Annotated in this window: 14 protein-coding genes; 12 read left to right on the forward strand and 2 right to left on the reverse strand. The window is 64.4% G+C overall.

Annotated elements, in window-relative coordinates; all coding sequences use genetic code 11:
* The first annotated feature begins 1 nt into the window (after position 1).
* The 3 genes from J3S28_RS20645 to J3S28_RS20655 all read left to right on the forward strand — a co-directional run bounded on the left by J3S28_RS20645 (position 2) and on the right by J3S28_RS20655 (position 3,316).
* Positions 2-541, forward strand: coding sequence for a DoxX family protein (locus J3S28_RS20645; RefSeq protein WP_207842636.1), 540 nt, complete (start codon positions 2-4; stop codon positions 539-541).
* Between the two features lie 345 nt (positions 542-886).
* Positions 887-2,395, forward strand: coding sequence for an APC family permease (locus tag J3S28_RS20650; protein WP_207842637.1), 1,509 nt, complete (start codon positions 887-889; stop codon positions 2,393-2,395).
* A 54-nt stretch (positions 2,396-2,449) separates the two neighbouring features.
* Positions 2,450-3,316, forward strand: a complete 867-nt coding sequence (locus J3S28_RS20655; protein WP_207842638.1) for a universal stress protein — start codon at positions 2,450-2,452, stop codon at positions 3,314-3,316.
* A gap of 22 nt (positions 3,317-3,338) precedes the next feature.
* Here J3S28_RS20655 and J3S28_RS20660 read toward each other — a convergent pair whose 3' ends face one another.
* Together J3S28_RS20660 and J3S28_RS20665 are read right to left on the reverse strand one after the other, a co-directional pair.
* A complete protein-coding gene (locus J3S28_RS20660) occupies positions 3,339-4,796 on the reverse strand; it encodes an NAD(P)/FAD-dependent oxidoreductase (protein WP_207842639.1) in 1,458 nt (485 codons plus the stop codon).
* The gene (locus tag J3S28_RS20665) at positions 4,763-6,253 is read right to left on the reverse strand and encodes a gamma-aminobutyraldehyde dehydrogenase (protein WP_207842640.1); all 1,491 of its coding nucleotides are present in this window, start codon (positions 6,251-6,253) and stop codon (positions 4,763-4,765) included. Before J3S28_RS20665 ends, J3S28_RS20660 begins: the two co-directional genes overlap by 34 nt.
* A 202-nt stretch (positions 6,254-6,455) precedes the next feature.
* Here J3S28_RS20665 and J3S28_RS20670 point away from each other — a divergent pair, with 202 nt between their 5' ends.
* The 9 genes from J3S28_RS20670 to J3S28_RS20710 all read left to right on the forward strand — a co-directional run bounded on the left by J3S28_RS20670 (position 6,456) and on the right by J3S28_RS20710 (position 16,963).
* Positions 6,456-6,920 carry an Lrp/AsnC family transcriptional regulator gene (locus tag J3S28_RS20670; RefSeq protein WP_084838319.1) on the forward strand — a complete coding sequence of 155 codons (465 nt, stop codon included), beginning with the start codon at positions 6,456-6,458 and terminating at the stop codon, positions 6,918-6,920.
* Complete coding sequence (locus J3S28_RS20675; RefSeq protein WP_207842641.1) at positions 6,917-8,290, forward strand: aspartate aminotransferase family protein; 1,374 nt, start codon at positions 6,917-6,919, stop codon at positions 8,288-8,290. Before J3S28_RS20670 ends, J3S28_RS20675 begins: the two co-directional genes overlap by 4 nt.
* A 385-nt stretch (positions 8,291-8,675) precedes the next feature.
* Positions 8,676-9,323, forward strand: a complete 648-nt coding sequence (locus J3S28_RS20680; RefSeq protein ID WP_084838439.1) for an ABC transporter permease — start codon at positions 8,676-8,678, stop codon at positions 9,321-9,323.
* Positions 9,320-10,543 (forward strand): ATP-binding cassette domain-containing protein, encoded by a 1,224-nt coding sequence (locus J3S28_RS20685; protein ID WP_307797287.1) that lies wholly within the window; start codon positions 9,320-9,322, stop codon positions 10,541-10,543. The genes J3S28_RS20680 and J3S28_RS20685 overlap by 4 nt, the downstream gene beginning before the upstream one ends.
* Complete coding sequence (locus J3S28_RS20690) at positions 10,540-11,310, forward strand: ABC transporter permease (protein WP_207842642.1); 771 nt, start codon at positions 10,540-10,542, stop codon at positions 11,308-11,310. Before J3S28_RS20685 ends, J3S28_RS20690 begins: the two co-directional genes overlap by 4 nt.
* Positions 11,307-12,299, forward strand: coding sequence for a glycine betaine ABC transporter substrate-binding protein (locus J3S28_RS20695; protein WP_207842643.1), 993 nt, complete (start codon positions 11,307-11,309; stop codon positions 12,297-12,299). Before J3S28_RS20690 ends, J3S28_RS20695 begins: the two co-directional genes overlap by 4 nt.
* 78 nt (positions 12,300-12,377) lie before the next feature.
* The gene (locus tag J3S28_RS20700) at positions 12,378-13,385 is read left to right on the forward strand and encodes a TauD/TfdA dioxygenase family protein (RefSeq protein ID WP_207842644.1); all 1,008 of its coding nucleotides are present in this window, start codon (positions 12,378-12,380) and stop codon (positions 13,383-13,385) included.
* A 113-nt stretch (positions 13,386-13,498) separates the two neighbouring features.
* Entirely contained in the window at positions 13,499-15,469 is a 1,971-nt protein-coding gene (locus J3S28_RS20705; protein ID WP_237341855.1) for a hypothetical protein, read from the forward strand.
* A gap of 6 nt (positions 15,470-15,475) precedes the next feature.
* Positions 15,476-16,963 (forward strand): hypothetical protein, encoded by a 1,488-nt coding sequence (locus J3S28_RS20710; protein WP_207842645.1) that lies wholly within the window; start codon positions 15,476-15,478, stop codon positions 16,961-16,963.
* The last annotated feature ends 48 nt before the right edge of the window (positions 16,964-17,011 follow it).

The raw sequence follows: 17,011 nt of genomic DNA on the forward strand, positions 1-17,011 counted from the left end.
GATGACAAATACCCGTAGCCGCTCCACCCTCGACGTCGGACTTCTCGCACTTCGCGTGGGCGTCGGCGGCACCCTGTTCGCTCACGGCACCCAGAAACTGTTCGGCTGGTTCGGAGGCCACGGCCTCGATGCCACCGCAGGAGCCTTCGACGGAATGGGCTTCAAGCCCGCCAAACCGTCCGCAGCACTGGCCGGCATCAGCGAGGCCGGCGGAGCCCTTCTGGTCGCAGGCGCCGGAACACCGTTCGCTGCCGCCGGCGCGGTCGGCGCCATGGTGGGTGCCGCTTCGGTGCACAAACCAGCAGGGTTCTTCGCCACCTCTGGCGGCTACGAATACCCCGCGATACTCGGACTCGCATCAGCCGCCCTGGCCCTGACCGGCCCGGGTAAATACTCCGTGGACGCGGCCCTCGGTCATCGCTTCACCGGCAGCAAGGTGGCCGTGGGTGCGCTTGCCGCGGCAGGCGCAGGCGCCGGCTTCGTCGTCGCGCGTCGGCAGAAAGCCGTTGCCGCGGCAGCAGCTGCCGCACCTGCCGAGTAGGCGCTCGCCCACTTCTTCGCATCCGCTCCGCTTCCGTGGTTCATCCCGTCAGGGTCTCGGAAGCGGAGCGGATTGTCATATGCGGACCTGTTGGGCGTCACGTCGAGGTCAGTCCGAGAATCAACTGGCAAGGGCGACCCTCAGGTGGGACCGTATTAGTTGCGCGGCCTCACAAGACGGTGGCGCGGAGGCCAGCCGCCCGCCAATCACGGCGTTCACCGGCGTGCTCACGACTGATTTAGTCGCCGTGTTACTGAAATGGAAACAAATCCGTCGTTATCGAGCGCCTACACTGCTGAAAACGTACGGTGAGCTAGTTGATCCCCTCACCGTCCGGAGACACCCATGGCCATTTCGGATCCGCCAGTTTTTGAAGTTCCCGACAAAGGCCTGCGCTCAGGCTCCCTAGGACTCGTCGGCAACGTCGTCATCGGCCTTTCGGCCGTCGCACCTGCCTACAGCCTCGCCGCGACCCTGGGTTTCGTGGTCGCCGCCGTGCACGAAAAAGCCCCGGCCATGTTCATCCTCGCGTTCATCCCGATGCTTCTCATCGCGTTCGCCTATCGCGAACTGGGCGAGGACACCCCTGACTGCGGCACCACTTTCACCTGGGGAACCAAGGCATTCGGACCATGGATCGGCTGGATCGGCGGCTGGGGACTCGCCGTATCCGCGATCATCGTGCTCGCAAATGTCGCCGAGATCGCCGGCGTCTACCTCCTGCGTTTCCTGGGCCTGGACTCCTGGGCCGAGAACATCTGGATCAAGGTGGGCCTCGGGTGCATTCTGATCGTGATGATGACGTGGGTCAGCATCCGCGGCATCCTCATCAGCGAACGAATGCAGAACGTCCTGATCGTCGTCCAGTTCGGCGTTCTGATCGTCGCCAGCGTGATCGCCCTGTTCAAAGTCGGATTCGACAAGGCCGGCCCGCAGGCCATCAACCCCAGCCTCAGCTGGATCTGGCCGAGCGGCCTGACCGCTTCCTCGATCGCCGAGGCGGTGATCCTGTGCATCTTCATCTACTGGGGCTGGGACGCATGTCTCGCCGTCGGCGAAGAGACCAAGGACTCCGCCAAGACACCCGGTCGCGCCGCGGTCATCACCACAATCATCCTCGTGTGCACCTACGTACTCGTCGCCTACGCGATCCAGTCGTTCGCCGGCTTCGGTGAAGAGGGAATCGGATTGAACAATCCCGACAACGCCGACGACGTCCTGACAATCCTCGGCGATCCCGTGGCCGGTTCGATCATGGCTTCCCTGCTCCTGCTGACCGTCTCCGTTTCGGCGCTGTCGTCGACACAATCGACGATCCTGCCGACTGCCCGCGGAACGCTGTCCATGGCGGTCTACGGAGCCATCCCGAAGCGGTTTTCCAAGGTTCATCCGCGATACATGACCCCCGCCTTCGGCACCGCGGTCATGGGCGCCTCGGCACTGATGTTCTATCTCGTGCTGTCCCTGGTCAGCGAAGACACCCTCGGTGACTCCATCTCCTCTCTCGGCTTGGCAGTCGCCTTCTACTACGGCATCACCGCCTACGCCTGCGTCTGGTACTTCCGTCGAACGCTCTTCACCTCGGCCCGAAACCTGTTCTTCCGCGGGGTCTTCCCGCTGATCGGCGCACTGGCGATGACATGGGCGTTCTTCCAGAGCGCCATCGACATGTACGCGACCGACTACGGCTCCACCTCGATCGCCGGCGTCGGCGGCGTGTTCATCATGGGCGTCGGCATGCTCGTCCTCGGCATCCCCCTGATGCTGCTGTGCTTCGCCTTCGGTCCCAAGGACTTCTGGAAGGGCAAGACCCTCAACGCCAACACCGAGGTCAAGGTGCCCGATGTCTACTGATTTCGCCCCGAGACCGCTCACCACCAGGGCTTCGACGAAAGCGAGCACCAACTCATGAGGCTGACCGTGGGATATCTCTACACCGACACCGGCGACGACGGGGTGAACCTGGCCATCGCGATCGCGAAGGCGACGGGGGCCGCCATCGACCTGGTGTGTGTCGTCCGCGCCACGGAACCCGACGGCTCCCCGGGCCGGGCCGGCTACGAGGCGGCTCTGGTGAACAAGGCCGAACAATGGCTCGACGAGGTCGCCGCCGACATCCCTGATGGCATCGAGGTCGCTCTGCACACCCCGGTCGCGGAATCGTTCCCCCAGTGCCTGATCGATTTCGCCGTCTCGAGCAAGGCGGCCATGATCGTGGTGGGCGGCACCAGCGATGGGATCCTCGGTAAACACACCCTGGGCACCATCTCCTCTGCGCTCACCCATGCTTCTCCGGTACCGGTCGCACTGGCGCCACGTGGCTACAGTCGCGTCGACATCCCGGCGATCAGCACATTGACGGTTGCGGTGCCCACCACCGAGTCGAAGGACAGTCCCCTGCCGTTCGCGCTGACGCTCGCGAGAGAGGGTGGCCTGAACCTGAGACTGCTGTCGCTGGTCTCGCACGACGAGATCGCCACCGACGATGACGAATCGCTCGAGGTCCGTGCTCGTCACGTCGCTGCTGCGGAGGCAAACCTCAAAGTCGCCGAACAGACCTGTGGTGGACCCGCGGGCATCGAATCGCTGGTCGCCGACGGCGACACCCTCGAGGCTGCTCTCGACGAACTGCACTGGGGTCCGGGCGACGTGGTGGTCATCGGTTCGGGACGACTCGCTCCCCCACGCCGCGCCTTCCTCGGTTCGACCTCGGCACGCATCCTCAAGAACACCGACGCACCGATCATCGTCGTCCCCAAGGACTTCACACCCTGACCCGCGACTGCCGATCTTGGTGTCAGGAATCGAAGCCGATGCCCGCGGCGTCCATGGCCTTGAGCCAGACGCCGCGTTTGCCCTTGTTCCGGTCGGCACGGGCGAACTGGTGCCGGGTGACGGTGATACCGAACCACCGGAGCGGCTCGGGCGGGAACGGAATCGGCTTGGACTGCACCATCTTGAGCCGGGTGCGTTCGGTGTCGAGGCCATCGACGAGATCGAGGGCCGTCCGGGCCCCGAAATGCGAGGCGCCGACACCGAGTCCGGTGAACCCCAGGACCGACACCGCCTTGCCGCCCATGCTCACGTCCCAGAAGTTGTTGAATCGCGAGCACGTGTCGATGATCCCGCCCCATGTGTGCGATGCCTTGATGCCCTCGAGTTGTGGAAACACCTGCAACAGGTGCTCTGCGAGCAACCCGAACTCACTCGGGCGTTGCGCCCGACGCGGGTCGGTGTCGCCGCCGTAGTGATACACAGCGTCCCATCCGCCGAACAGGATGCGGTCGTCGGCCGTGAGGCGGAAGTAGTGGAATCGATTACCTGAATCTGCGAGGCCCTGTCGACCGGACCAGCCGATGGACGCCAACTGCTTCTCGGTCAGCGGCTCGGTCATCAGCGCGTAGTCCCAGACCGGCACCATCAGGTATCGCAGTTTACGGCGCAAGGGTTTCGACGCCGCTGTCGCGATGACGACCTTCGCGGTGTCGACGCTTCCGTATCCGGTTCTCAGGTGTACCCGGTCGCCGACGGACGCGATCGCCGTCACCTCGCTGTGCTCGTGCACGCGCACCCCGAGCCGCTCCGCCGCCGCGGCAAGGCCCCAGGCGAGTTTCGCCGGGTCGATCATCATCACGTCGGGGTCGTACACGGCGCCGTGGGCCATCGGGCTCGACACATGCTGGGCGACTTCGGCTGCATCCAGGAACCGGAGCGGCTGACCGAAACGCTTGCCCTCTGCGACAGCCTCTTCGAGGTCTGGCACCTGCCACTCGAAGCTCGCCAGATCGAGTTCTCCGGTCCGCTCGACATCGGCGTCGATTCCGAGTCGGGCGATGGCCGTACGGATCTCCTCGAGCGTGGCCACTCCCATGCGGAGCAGTTCGGGAAGTTCATCGGCGTAGCGATCGATTCCGTTCGACAGACCGTGAGTCAGACTCGCAGAACAGAACCCGCCGTTCCGGCCGGAGGCGCCTTCTGCGATGCGATCGCCCTCGAGCAACATCACCGAACGCGCCGGGTCCGCTTCGGCAGCCTGTACCGCGGTCCACAAACCGGTGAAGCCGCCGCCGACGACGACGAGGTCGGCACTCGCCTGCCCCGCCAACCGCGGTCGGGGCGCAGGGCGCTCCGGCCGGTCGAGCCAATACGGTGCCGGCGTGGCGCCTGAGACCATCGCCGTGCCGCGGGCGGTCGGCGCCTCCGCCCACGCATCGGACCCATCTAACGAGGCAGCGTGAAAATTGTTCGGTGCCATGGCTTGTGAGGTACTCCTGTGATGTCACTCATCACGTGTTTGATGGTGAGGTACTCGTCGAGCGAATAGGTGGACATGTCCTTGCCGAAGCCCGATGCGCCGACACCACCGTGCGGCATCTCGCTGATGATCGGGATGTGATCGTTGATCCACACGCAGCCGGCGTGGATCTCCCGGCTCGCTCGCTGCGCCCGGTACAGATCCCTGGTCCAGGCCGAGGCGGCCAGGCCGTAGACGGTGTCGTTCGCCCGGCGCACGCCGTCATCGTCATCATCGAATGGACTGACGGTGAGCACCGGACCGAAGATCTCGTCGCGATACACCTCGGCGTCCTCGGGCACGTCGGCAAGCAGGGTCGGTGGGTAATACGCACCGGGCCCGTCGGGCACGGAACCGCCCGTCACCACCCGGATTCCCGCGTCGCGGGCGCGGTCGACCATCGCGGACACCTTGTCGCGGTGCGGGGACGAGATGAGCGGCCCCATGTCGGTGGCCGGATCGGTCGGATCTCCCACCACGACCTTGCTCATCAACTCGCCGACACCGGCGACGAAATCGTCGTAAAGCGGCCTGGCCACGATCGCCCTGGTCGCCGCCGTGCAGTCCTGGCCGGAGTTGATCAGCGCTCCGGCCACAGCCCCATGGATCGACGCTTCCAGATCAGCGTCATCGAACACCAGAAACGGTGCCTTACCACCCAATTCGAGCTGAACGCGAGTTCCGTTGACGGCCGCCTGCGACATCACCTGCCGTCCGACCCCGGTGGATCCGGTGAACGTCACGACGTCGACGCCGCGGTGTCCCGCGATCGAGGCGCCGACCTCGGCGCCCGTTCCGGTCAACACATTGAACACCCCGTCCGGCAGACCCGCTTCGGTGGCCAGACGGGCCAAGGTCAGTGTGGTCAGCGGTGTCAGTTCAGCGGGCTTGAGCACCACGCTGCAGCCGGCGGCCAAGGCCGGCATGACCTTCCACACCGCCATTTGCAGCGGGTAATTCCACGGGGTGATCGATCCGACGACCCCCACGGGTTCACGCCTGATCGACGAGGTGTGGTCGCCGGAATACTCAGCGCTGGCCTTGCCCTCGAGATTGCGCGCCAGGCCGGCGAAGAACTCGGTGTTGTCGACGCACCCCGGCACATCGAACTCGTTCGCCAGCCGGATCGGCTTACCCGTCTGGCTCACCTCTTCGTCCGCCAGTTGCGCTGAGGCAGCGGCCATCCCAGCGGCGAGTTTCGCAAGCACAGCGCTGCGCTCGGCCGGGGTCGCGCCTGCCCATTCGCCGAGCGCTGCGCGGGCCGTGGTCACCGCGGTGTCGACGTCTACAGCGGTCGCGAGTGCCGTGGTCGCGACGACACCGCCGGTGGCAGGGTTGATCACCTGGTGGTCCGGACCGGTACCGACGAGATCGCCACCGCCGACCCATCCAGCGGCGAATGTCGGGTTGTTGCTCATCGTCTGTCCTCGCGGGCCTCGTCGAACGGGTGGGCTGTCATCTTCTGAACTGTCGGCCAGAGTACGCAGCGACTGCTGATTCCGCGAGCCAAACGGCCTACAAGCGACTAAATCGTCAGTTTGTATTGCGGAATTGTGCGGAATCCGTAACGATGACGGTGCAACGATCGAACCTGACCGCGCATCGACAAGAATCGGGGCCATGACCGATCAGCAACCGATAGTCCTTGACGACATCTCCAAGCAGATCATCGAGGAGCTGCAGGCCGACGGCCGGCGCTCGTACGCCTCGGTGGGCAAGGCGGTGGGCCTGTCGGAAGCAGCAGTGCGCAACCGGGTTCAACGACTCAGCGATGCAGGCGTCATGCAGATCGTGGCGGTGACCGATCCGATGCAGGTGGGCTTCGCCCGCCAGGCGATGATCGGGATCCGCTGCACCGGCGACACCGGCGAATTGGCGGAAGCCCTCGCGCAGGTCAAGGAGATCGACTACGTGGTGCTCACGGCCGGCTCGTTCGACGTGGTGATCGAGGTGGTCTGTGAAAACGACGAGCACCTGCTCGAAGTATTGAACAAAAAGGTTCGATCGCAGCCCGGAGTGACCGGAACCGAAACCCTGGTCTATCTGAAATTGGTCAAACAACAATACAATTGGGGAACCCGATGACCGCTCTCGAATCCGAGACCACCAGCCTTGGCGCCCGCTCGGCACGTCACCTGTGGGGACATTTCTCGCGACACGGCGACCAGACCACACCGCCGGTGATCACCCGCGGCGAAGGCGCCAGGATCTTCGACGACCGCGGTCGCAGTTATCTCGACGGATTGTCAGGCCTGTTCGTCGTCCAGGCCGGTCACGGGCGCGACGAACTCGCCGAGGCCGCAGCCAAGCAGGCCAAGGAGCTCGCATTCTTTCCCCTGTGGTCTTACGCGACGCCGCCCGCCATCGAACTCGCCGAACGCCTCGCGGCCTACGCTCCCGGAGATCTGAACCGGGTATTCTTCACCACTGGCGGTGGTGAAGCCGTCGAGAGTGCCTGGAAGCTCGCCAAACAATACTTCAAACTGACCGGCAAACCCGGCAAGCACAAGGTGATCTCGCGATCCATCGCCTACCACGGCACCCCACAGGGCGCCCTCGCCATCACCGGCATCCCCGCGCTCAAAGAGGCTTTCGAGCCGCTGACGCCGGGCGCCTTCCGCGTTCCCAACACCAACATCTACCGCGCCACCGAATACGCCGACGACCCCAAGGCCTATGGGCGCTGGGCTGCGGACCGGATCGCCGAAGCCATCGAGTTCGAAGGCCCCGACACCGTCGCCGCAGTGTTCCTCGAGCCCGTCCAGAACGCCGGCGGCTGCTTCCCGCCGCCGCCCGGCTACTTCGAACGGGTCCGCGAGATCTGCGACCAGTACAACGTCCTGCTCGTCTCCGACGAGGTGATCTGTGCGTTCGGTCGAATCGGCTCGATGTTCGCGTGCGACGATTTCGACTACATTCCCGACATCATCACCTGCGCCAAGGGTATGACCTCGGGCTACTCGCCGATCGGCGCGATGATCGCCTCCGACCGCCTGTTCGAGCCGTTCAACGACAACACCACTTCCTTCGCCCACGGCTACACCTTCGGCGGGCACCCGGTGTCGGCTGCGGTGGCCCTGGCGAATCTCGACATCTTCGAACGCGAAGGACTTAGCAGCCGGGTCAAGGAACTCGCTCCGGACTTCCGGTCGACCCTGGAGCGACTGAACGATCTGCCGATCGTCGGTGACGTACGCGGCGAAGGCTACTTCTACGGGATCGAATTGGTGAAGGACAAGGCGACCAAGGAGACCTTCTCCCCCGACGAGTCCGAACGGGTACTGCGCGGATTCCTCTCGACGGCACTGTTCGACGCGGGCCTCTATTGCCGCGCCGACGACCGCGGCGACCCCGTCGTCCAGCTTGCTCCACCCCTCATCTGCGGCCAGGCCGAGTTCGACGAGATCGAGCAGATCCTGCGATCGGTCCTGACCGAGGCATACACCAAGATCTGACCCCGGTTGCGCCGAGCGGGCCCTACCGGACGCCGAGCGGGCCCTACCGGACGCCGAGCGGGCCCTACCGGTCGCCGACTGTAGCCGTTCCCGGCCATTTACTGACTACAACGGCACGTTGGGCGTCGGAAACGGCCCGCTCGGCGAACCGGTACGCCACCGCTTTTCACTCGCGCTGATTTAAACCCTCAAAGCCTCTCGGGGCGCGCTCTCGAACAGGTCCTAACACCTTCGTTGGATGCCCCGGACCCTGACGAGTCGACCGTTTCCTCACCACACCGATGTTTGGTCGTGGTTTATTTGGTCGACACGATAGTTCGATACGTCGACACAGCGGCGTGGTCGTATGTTGGTGTCGCAACACGAGGGGAAGCGGGGACATCGCTTGAACGCGTTGTGGGACTACATCACGTCGCACCAATCCCAGTTGGTTTTCGACTCTTACCAGCACGTCAGTGCGGTCATCCAGAGCGTCATCATCGCCACCGTCATCGGGGTCGTGATCGGTCTGCTCACCTATAGCAACGACATCGCGTCGAACCTGGCGACGTCGATCTCCAGCGCCGTCCTGACCGTTCCCTCGTTCGCGCTGCTGGGCCTGCTCATCCCCCTCGTCGGGCTCGGCGTGATCCCCAGCATCACGGCATTGGTGCTGTATTCGTTGCTGCCGATCATCCGAAACACGATCGTGGGCATGAACAACATCGAACCTGCGCTCATCGATGCCGCCAGAGGCATCGGCATGGGCCGGGTCATCACGCTCGTGCGTGTCGAACTGCCGCTCGTCTGGCCGGCGATCCTCGCCGGTATGCGGCTGAGCACCCAGATGGCGATGGGTGTCCTCGCGATCGCCGCCTACGTCAAAGGCCCCGGATTGGGCAACCTGATCTTCGCAGGCCTCGCACGTGTCGGTAGTCCGACCGCAGTGCCGATGGCGCTGAGTGGCACCCTGCTCATCGTCATCCTCGCCCTCGTTCTCGACGCTCTCTACGTACTTCTCGGACGGCTCACAACGTCGAAAGGCATCCGGTGACAGAACAGTCAGCCGCAGTATCCAAGAGTCTGCGCACCGAAAACCCCACCGGCGTGCAGATCACGCTGGACCACGTGTCGAAGACGTACCCCGGGTCGAAAACACCTGCTGTGGACGACGTCTCACTGCACATCCCCGCCGGGGACGTCGTCGTGTTCGTGGGACCCTCCGGTTGCGGCAAGACCACGACCATGCGGATGATCAATCGTCTGAGCGAACCGACGTCGGGCAAGATTACGATCGGCGACAAAGACGCGCTGTCCATCAAGCCCACCGAACTACGCCGCTCGATCGGCTACTCGATCCAGCAGGCCGGTCTCTTCCCCCACATGACGATCCGCCAGAACATCGGGCTGGTCCCGGGATTGCTCAAGTGGGACAAGAAGAGAATCGCCGACCGCGTGGACGAACTCCTTGATCTCGTCGGACTGGATCCGGCCCAGTATGCGGGCCGGTACCCGCGGCAGTTGTCCGGCGGTCAGCAGCAGCGTGTCGGTGTGGCGCGGGCCTTGGCGGCAGATCCGCCGGTCCTGCTCATGGACGAGCCCTTCGGCGCGGTCGACCCGATCACCCGCAGCTCCCTGCAAGACGAATTGTTGAGACTGCAAAGCGAACTGGGCAAGACGATCGTGTTCGTCACCCACGATTTCAGCGAGGCAGTGAAACTCGGCGACCGCATCGCCGTGCTGGGTCAGCAGTCGAAGATCCTGCAATACGACACCCCACAGACGATCCTCGCCAATCCTGCGGACGATACGGTCGCCGGCTTCGTGGGCACCGGCGCCTCGCTCCGTCAGCTCGGACTCGTCCGCGTCAAGGACATCGACCTCGAGACCCGGCCCACGGCCCACCTCGGTGACAGTGTCGACGTATTGCGCACGGAACTGGCCACCAGCGAACACGATTGGGCCGTCGTCCTGGACGACCGCGAGCGCCCGGTGAGCTGGGTGCGGGAAGGCCGGCTACGACAGGCGAACACCGTCAACGACGTCGCCGAACCGCTCAACGAGCTGATCAGCATCCAGGCCACCCTGCAGGATGCGCTCGAAGCGATGCTGGCCGAGGACCACGCGTCCGCCGTCGTCGCGGGTGCGGGTAACCGCTACCAGGGTGTGGTCACCCTGGAGACGCTGATCTCGACCATCACCCATCTCCGGAACACCCCCACCGCCGACCCGCCGGCCACCGAGATCACCGACGCCCCGGACCTCGAGAAATGACCACCGCAGTCGAGGCACCGACACCCTCGATCAGCACCGCGGACAAACTTCGTCTGATCATTCAGCCCATCCTGGTGGTCATCGCGGCCGCCGCGGTCATCTTCTGGGCTTTCAGTCAGGATCTGACGGCGACACAGAAGGTGAACGTCAGCGTCGGCAACGTGAGCACGCTCGTGTGGCAGCACCTGCTGATCACGATCACGGTGACGGCGATCGTGGTCCTCGTCGGCGTCCCGGCGGGGATCCTCGTCACCCGGGGTCGCGCCCGGTTTCTGCGGCCACCGTTCATCGGTGTTGCGAACATCGGGCAGGCGGCGCCCGCCGTCGGCCTGCTCGTGCTGCTCTTTCTCTGGACCGGTGAGACCGGTTTCTGGATCGGCGTCCTTCCCATTGCCGTGTACTCGCTGCTCCCCGTCTTCAGCAGCACGATCCTGGGCATCGATCAGGTCAACAAGTCCCTGATCGACGCCGGCCGGGGCCAGGGCATGTCGTCGTCGTCGATCCTGTTCCGGGTCGAACTCCCGCTCGCCGTGCCGTACATCCTCGCCGGGCTACGCACCTCCCTCGTCCTGGCGGTCGGTACCGCGACCCTGTGCTTCCTCGTCAATGCGGGTGGACTCGGTGTTCTCATCGACACGGGGTACAAACTGCGCGACAACGTCACCCTGATCCTCGGCAGTGTCCTGGCCGTGTGTCTGGCTCTGCTCGTGGACTGGGTCGGCGCGCTCGCCGAGTACTACCTCGGACCGAAGGGAGTGCGCGCATGACGCACTCCTCATCACGTCGCCGGCTGATCCCGGTCGTCTTCGCACTCATCTGCGCGGTGGTCCTCGCCGGGTGCGGACTGTCGTCCGGAGGCGCCGTTCCGTTAAAAGTCGGACCCGGATCGATCACCGAGAACGCAGGACTCAAAGGCGTCGAGATCACCGTTGGATCCAAGGAATACACCGAGCAGGTCATCCTCGGGTACATCCTCGAGTTCACCCTCGTCGCCGCAGGCGCCGACGTCCGCGACATGACCGGAATCGTGGGTTCGCGCAGCACCCGTGACGCACAGATCGCAGGGCAGGTCGACGTCGCCTACGAATTCACCGGCAATGCGTGGATCAATTACCTCGGGCACGAAAAACCCATCGCCGACACCAGGGAACAATTCGAGGCCGTACGCGACGAGGATCTTGCCAAGAACAACATGATCTGGCTCGAACCCGGTCCCATGGACGACACCTATGCCCTCGCGGCGAGCCAAAAGGTCATCGACGAAACCGGCGTGACAAATCTTTCGGAGTACGCCGAACTGGTCAAAAGCAATCCGGCCGCGGCAGCTACCTGTGTCGACACCGAATTCCGGGCCAGGCAAGACGGTTTCCCCGGAATGGCGGCCGCATACGGATTCGATCCGGCTCAGGCCCAGACCCCGATTCTGCAAGTGGGAATCATCTATCAGGCGACCTCCACGGGTAATCAATGCAAGTTCGGCGAGGTGTTCACCACCGACGGCCGAATCGCCGGGCTCGGACTCACCGTTCTCACCGACGACAAACAGTTCTTCCCGCATTACAATCCGTCGGTCACGATGAAGGCGAGATTCTTCGAGAAGCACCCTGAGATCGCACCGGTTACCGCACCGGTGACCGCAGCACTCACCAACGAGGTCATCACCGAACTGAACAAGCAGGTCGATGTCGACGGCCGCGACCCCGCCATAGTCGCCCGGGACTGGATGGTCGCGCAGGGTTTCATCACCGAGGGGTAGATCCTTACCCGGCGACCTACTTCCGATCAGCGTGAATCTAAGGTGTCGAGGATCAGCGGTCAGACGCAAACTGGAGTCATGACCGCTCTTGCCGAATCCCCTGTCGTCGCTCCCGACTCGCACTCGCGTACCGCGGATCTGCTGACGGTGACCAAGCTCGGCGAACACCTCGGGGCCAGGGTTGACGGCGTCCGGCTCTCCGCCGACCTCGATGCCGACACCGTAGAGGCCATCCGCACGGTGATCGCCACCCACAAGGCGGTCATCTTCACCGGTCAGCAGCATCTCGACGACGACGCGCAGTACGCCTTCGCCGCCCTGCTCGGGACCCCGACCAAGGCCCATCCGACAGTGCTCTCCCGCGGCGAAGACCTGCTGCCGCTCGAGGGTGCCGCGAACTCCTGGCACACCGACGTCACGTTCGTCGACCGCATCCCGAAGATCTCCGTGCTGCGGCCCACCGTTCGTCCGAGCTACGGCGGCGCCACGATGTGGGCGTCCACGGTGGCTGCTTACGCGGCACTGCCGCTTCCGTTGCGAGCCCTGGCCGACCAACTGCGCGCCGTCCACTCGAATGATTACGACTACGCGGAGCACCTGACTGTCGGCGACAGTTCCGATGCCGCCTACCGCGCCGAGTTCTCGAAGACCATGTTCCGTACCGAACATCCTGTCGTCCGGGTTCATCCGGAGACCGGCGAGCGCGCACTGACCCTCGGGCATTTCGTGCAGTCGTTCTCGGGATTCAAGACGTCGGAGACCGCAGACCTGCTGCGGTTACTGCAGGCACGGATCGAACGACCTGACAACACATTCCGGTGGAATTGGAATGACGGCGACGTGGCCATCTGGGACAACCGCTCCACCCAGCATTACGGTGTCGCCGATTTCGGGAATCAATTTCGCCGAGTGAATCGCGTCACACTCGCGGGAGACGTACCTGTCGGGGTCAATCGGTTGCGTTCTACATCGCTCGAAGGCGACGCATCGGGATACTCGATCGTCGAAACGCCTCGCTCCCTCGTCGGATGGGAACCGGCCAGCGAAGCCAGCGTCACCGGATTTCTTGCCGGCGGCAGTCTCTGAGCCGAGATCGCCCACAACTGACACGATGATTTGCGAACCAATTCGATAACCGAGGCGCACTGAAGCGCGGTTCGACCGCAAAAACATTCTGTTTGCTGCTTACTATGACCGTGATGACTCCGGCATATCAGCGGTCCCTTCGCATATTCACCGCGATCACCACAGCTGTAATTGTGGTTATCCCGGCCTTTCTGCTCCCTTCGGCCGCGGCTGCGCCCGGCGACGGTGGATCCCTCTCGCAATCACCCGTTTTGGCGTTGCCCACGCTCGGCGCAGGCGACACCCTGTCCTTTTTCGGACAGCAAGGCACCCAGACGATCACCATCCCGGTGCCGTCCGGTCTCGCCCCGTCCGAGTTGAGAGCGACCGTCGAATTGCCCCCGAACCTGCAAAGCGGCAGTATCTCGGCCGTCCAGCAGGAACGCACGCTCTCGCGCGTCGACATCCCCACAGCTGAACGGGCAACGGTCACGATTCCTCTCCGAGGGGCGACCGTCGTCGAGAACTCGGTCGCGATAACACTGCAGTCGTTCCTGGTGCCCGCCAGCGGGATCTGTGTGTTCGACAAAGCAGACCCCTTGCGCCTGACCGACGCCTCGGTGGCGTTCACCGGGACCGAAGCAGCGCCCGCTTCCGTCGCAGAGTTCTTACCGCCCGTTCTGGAGAAGCTCACGGTATCCGTTCCTGCGACGCCCAGCCAGAGTGAATCTGGCGCTGCCGTCGCACTGTCGTCGGCCGTGGTCGCGTACTACGGGGCTCAGCCGGTAGAAGTTGTGGTCCAGGCGCTTCCGGCCGGAAGCAACGTACCCGACATCCCCTCCGCGCCACTCGAGCGCCAGATCACGATCATCGAGCAGCCGGCCAGTGGGGTCACCTTGCTCGAGGGTCCCGGCGTGCCGGCGTTGGTGATCAGTGGACCCGCGGCCGAACTGAGCAACCAGGCCCTCCTGCTGACCAGTGACATCGCCCGGCTCGCGGTCAGCTCCAGAGCGGTGGCCGGACCGCTGCGTGTCAGCCCGCAGCTGCCTCCCGACTCGACCACCCTGCGGGACCTCGGCGAACCCGGGGTCAGCGCAACGGCTTTGACCGACCCCCAGGTCTCGATCGGCATCGACCAGACACGTCTCGGGCGACCGGCGGGGAACATCCGGGTGAATCTCAAGGGTTCGTATACGCCGTTGCCACCTAACTACGGAGGGCAGGTGGTCGTTTCCGTCGGCGATCAAGTGGTCTCCCGGTGGGCCGCCGAGGCGAACGGGACGATCGACAAGTGGGTCGACATCCCCGACCGGCTGTTGCAGCGCTTCACCGATCTCAATGTCGCGGTCGACGCTGCCGGTGACACCGGCGGATGCGGCCAGAGTTCGCCCATCACACTCACCATCGACGGCGACAGCCCCGTACAGAGCACCCCCGCAGATCCGCCCGTCCCGCCCGGCTTCCAGTCGATTCCGCAGGCGTTCATGCCGTCGGTCCAGGTCGGTCTGACCATCGGATCGCTGGACGACACCGCGCGTGCGTCCAGCATCGTCACCGGTCTGCAGCGCCTGAGCTCAGTTCCGATCGAGACCACCGTGGTTCCACTCGGTGAGGCTGTCTCATCGAGCAACCCGGCGATCTTGATCTCAGCCGACGGCTGGAACGAGCCGGGCATCGACCTGCCGGTGAGTACCACCGCAGGGGGCCCGATCGACATCGAAGGAGTCGACAGTTCCGGAGGCAAGACCACGCTGACGCTCGACCCAGCCGTGCCCTTCGGCTCGCTGCAGACGGTACGGGACGGCGGCCGGACGGTACTGGTGGCCTCCTCGACGGGCACAGCGGGACAACTCGACTCGCTGCTGCGCTGGCTGGAAGCCGACGAAGAGCGTTGGATCACCCTGAATGGCAACGCGTTGATCGCGGTACCCGACCAGGATCCGATCGCGATGATTTCCGATGCCGCCAACTCACCGCAGTCCACATCCGGAGACGATGACAACAAGCAGCTGATCCGTTGGATCGGGGTCGGCGTGCTGGTGGCCATCGCACTCGGCGTGGGGTTCCTGATCCTGCGCAGCCGGCGCCGCGAACCAGGTAGCTGATCTCAGGTGGCGGCCGCTGAATTTCCGCTCTTCTCGTCCCTGCACCCGGTCTACCGGATCATCTTCCGCTGGGCGCTGATCGGCGTCCTCACGCTGGTGGCCTTCTGGGACTCTCTGGCGAGTGTGCTCGAGGAGTCCTACTCCGGCAGCCTCATCGGTTACGTCCTTGCCATTCCCTGGCTCGCGCTGCTCGCGGCGCAGGGCGTGGCCAGACGTCGGTCGGGCGAGCTGCCCATCCATGACCGGCAAACCGACTTCATCGTCGGTTTCATGGGTCTGGTGCTGGCCCTGTTGATCAAGGGGGTCCTGGTGGGCCGGTATGCCGACCAGTACCACCTCATTCGACTTGACCTACTTGCGATGTGGCTGTTCGTGGTCAGTTCCGCTGTGGTGCTGTTCGGGCTGCGCCCCGTGTCCCGCTTCGCGCTGGTATGGCTCCTGCTGCTCACTGTCTTCCCGCTCGCGTTTCGGATCATCGTCATCACTCTGGGCGGCACCCGTTATGCGGCAGCCGCAGTCATGGTCGTCATGGCCGCAGGCGCGACCGCCTTGGCGGTGGGCCGCACCCGCAGACGTGGGCTGATCGGAGCGGCCGGCACCGTGGTCGTCGGCATGGGCATCGTGCTGGTCATGTACGTCTACTTCCCGACGGCCCCGGTCATGGCGTACACCCAGATCCCCCCGCTGCTGGCCACCGCACTCGTCGCCGAGGCCATGTATCTCTACTCCAGACGCGGGACGGCGAAAACGCCGATGGACCGACCCATCAACCCACTCTCGGCGAAGACCATCCTGTTGGCCGTCACCATGGTGACCGCATTCGCAGTGGCGCTGTCGCTCATCAGTCTGCCGCGGTCGACGGCGCCGCCCGTGTTGCGGGACAACGCACTCGAGTTCGGCACTCCCCTCATCGCCCCACCCGGGTGGCAGACCACCAACGTCACCGAGTACGACTTCGTCAAGCGCTTCTTCGGCCGCACCTCCACACTGATCCGCCAACGTCTGCTCGCTGAGGAAGGGAACCCTGCCTGGGACAAGCTGTCCCGCCCGCGGACCGTCATCGTCGACAGCGTCACCACCCTCCGTCCAGTGGCGTTCTCCGTATACCCCGACAACGTCATCTACAACATGACCGCGACCCGAACCAGCAACGGCCGCAAGATCGATCTCGGTAACGACGTCGTCGGCGAGATCTTCACCGTCGTCGACGACACTCTGCTGGTGACCTGGACCAAACTGACGTGGACCTGGCGCAACAAGTCCTCCGCTCAGCGAGTCACGCTGCTCACGGTCGACAATCATGACGCGGATGCACCGTTCCCCGAACCCGAGGATGCGTTGATCGACAACCTGAACACCCTGTTCACGGTCCTCATCCGCGGCAACTCAGTGGTGGACAACAACAATCCGAACTTCAAGGATGCCGGGATGCTCACCGTGCTGGGTCGCGAACTGGTGGCCGCACAACTCGAACCCGCAAGGCAGGCCTCATGACCGGCCCCTCCGAACCCGAGGACTTGCGGCGCGGTGCCTCGTTGTCGA

It is taken from the genome of Williamsia soli (genome assembly GCF_017377795.1).
Classification (GTDB): Bacteria; Actinomycetota; Actinomycetes; order Mycobacteriales; family Mycobacteriaceae; genus Williamsia; species Williamsia soli.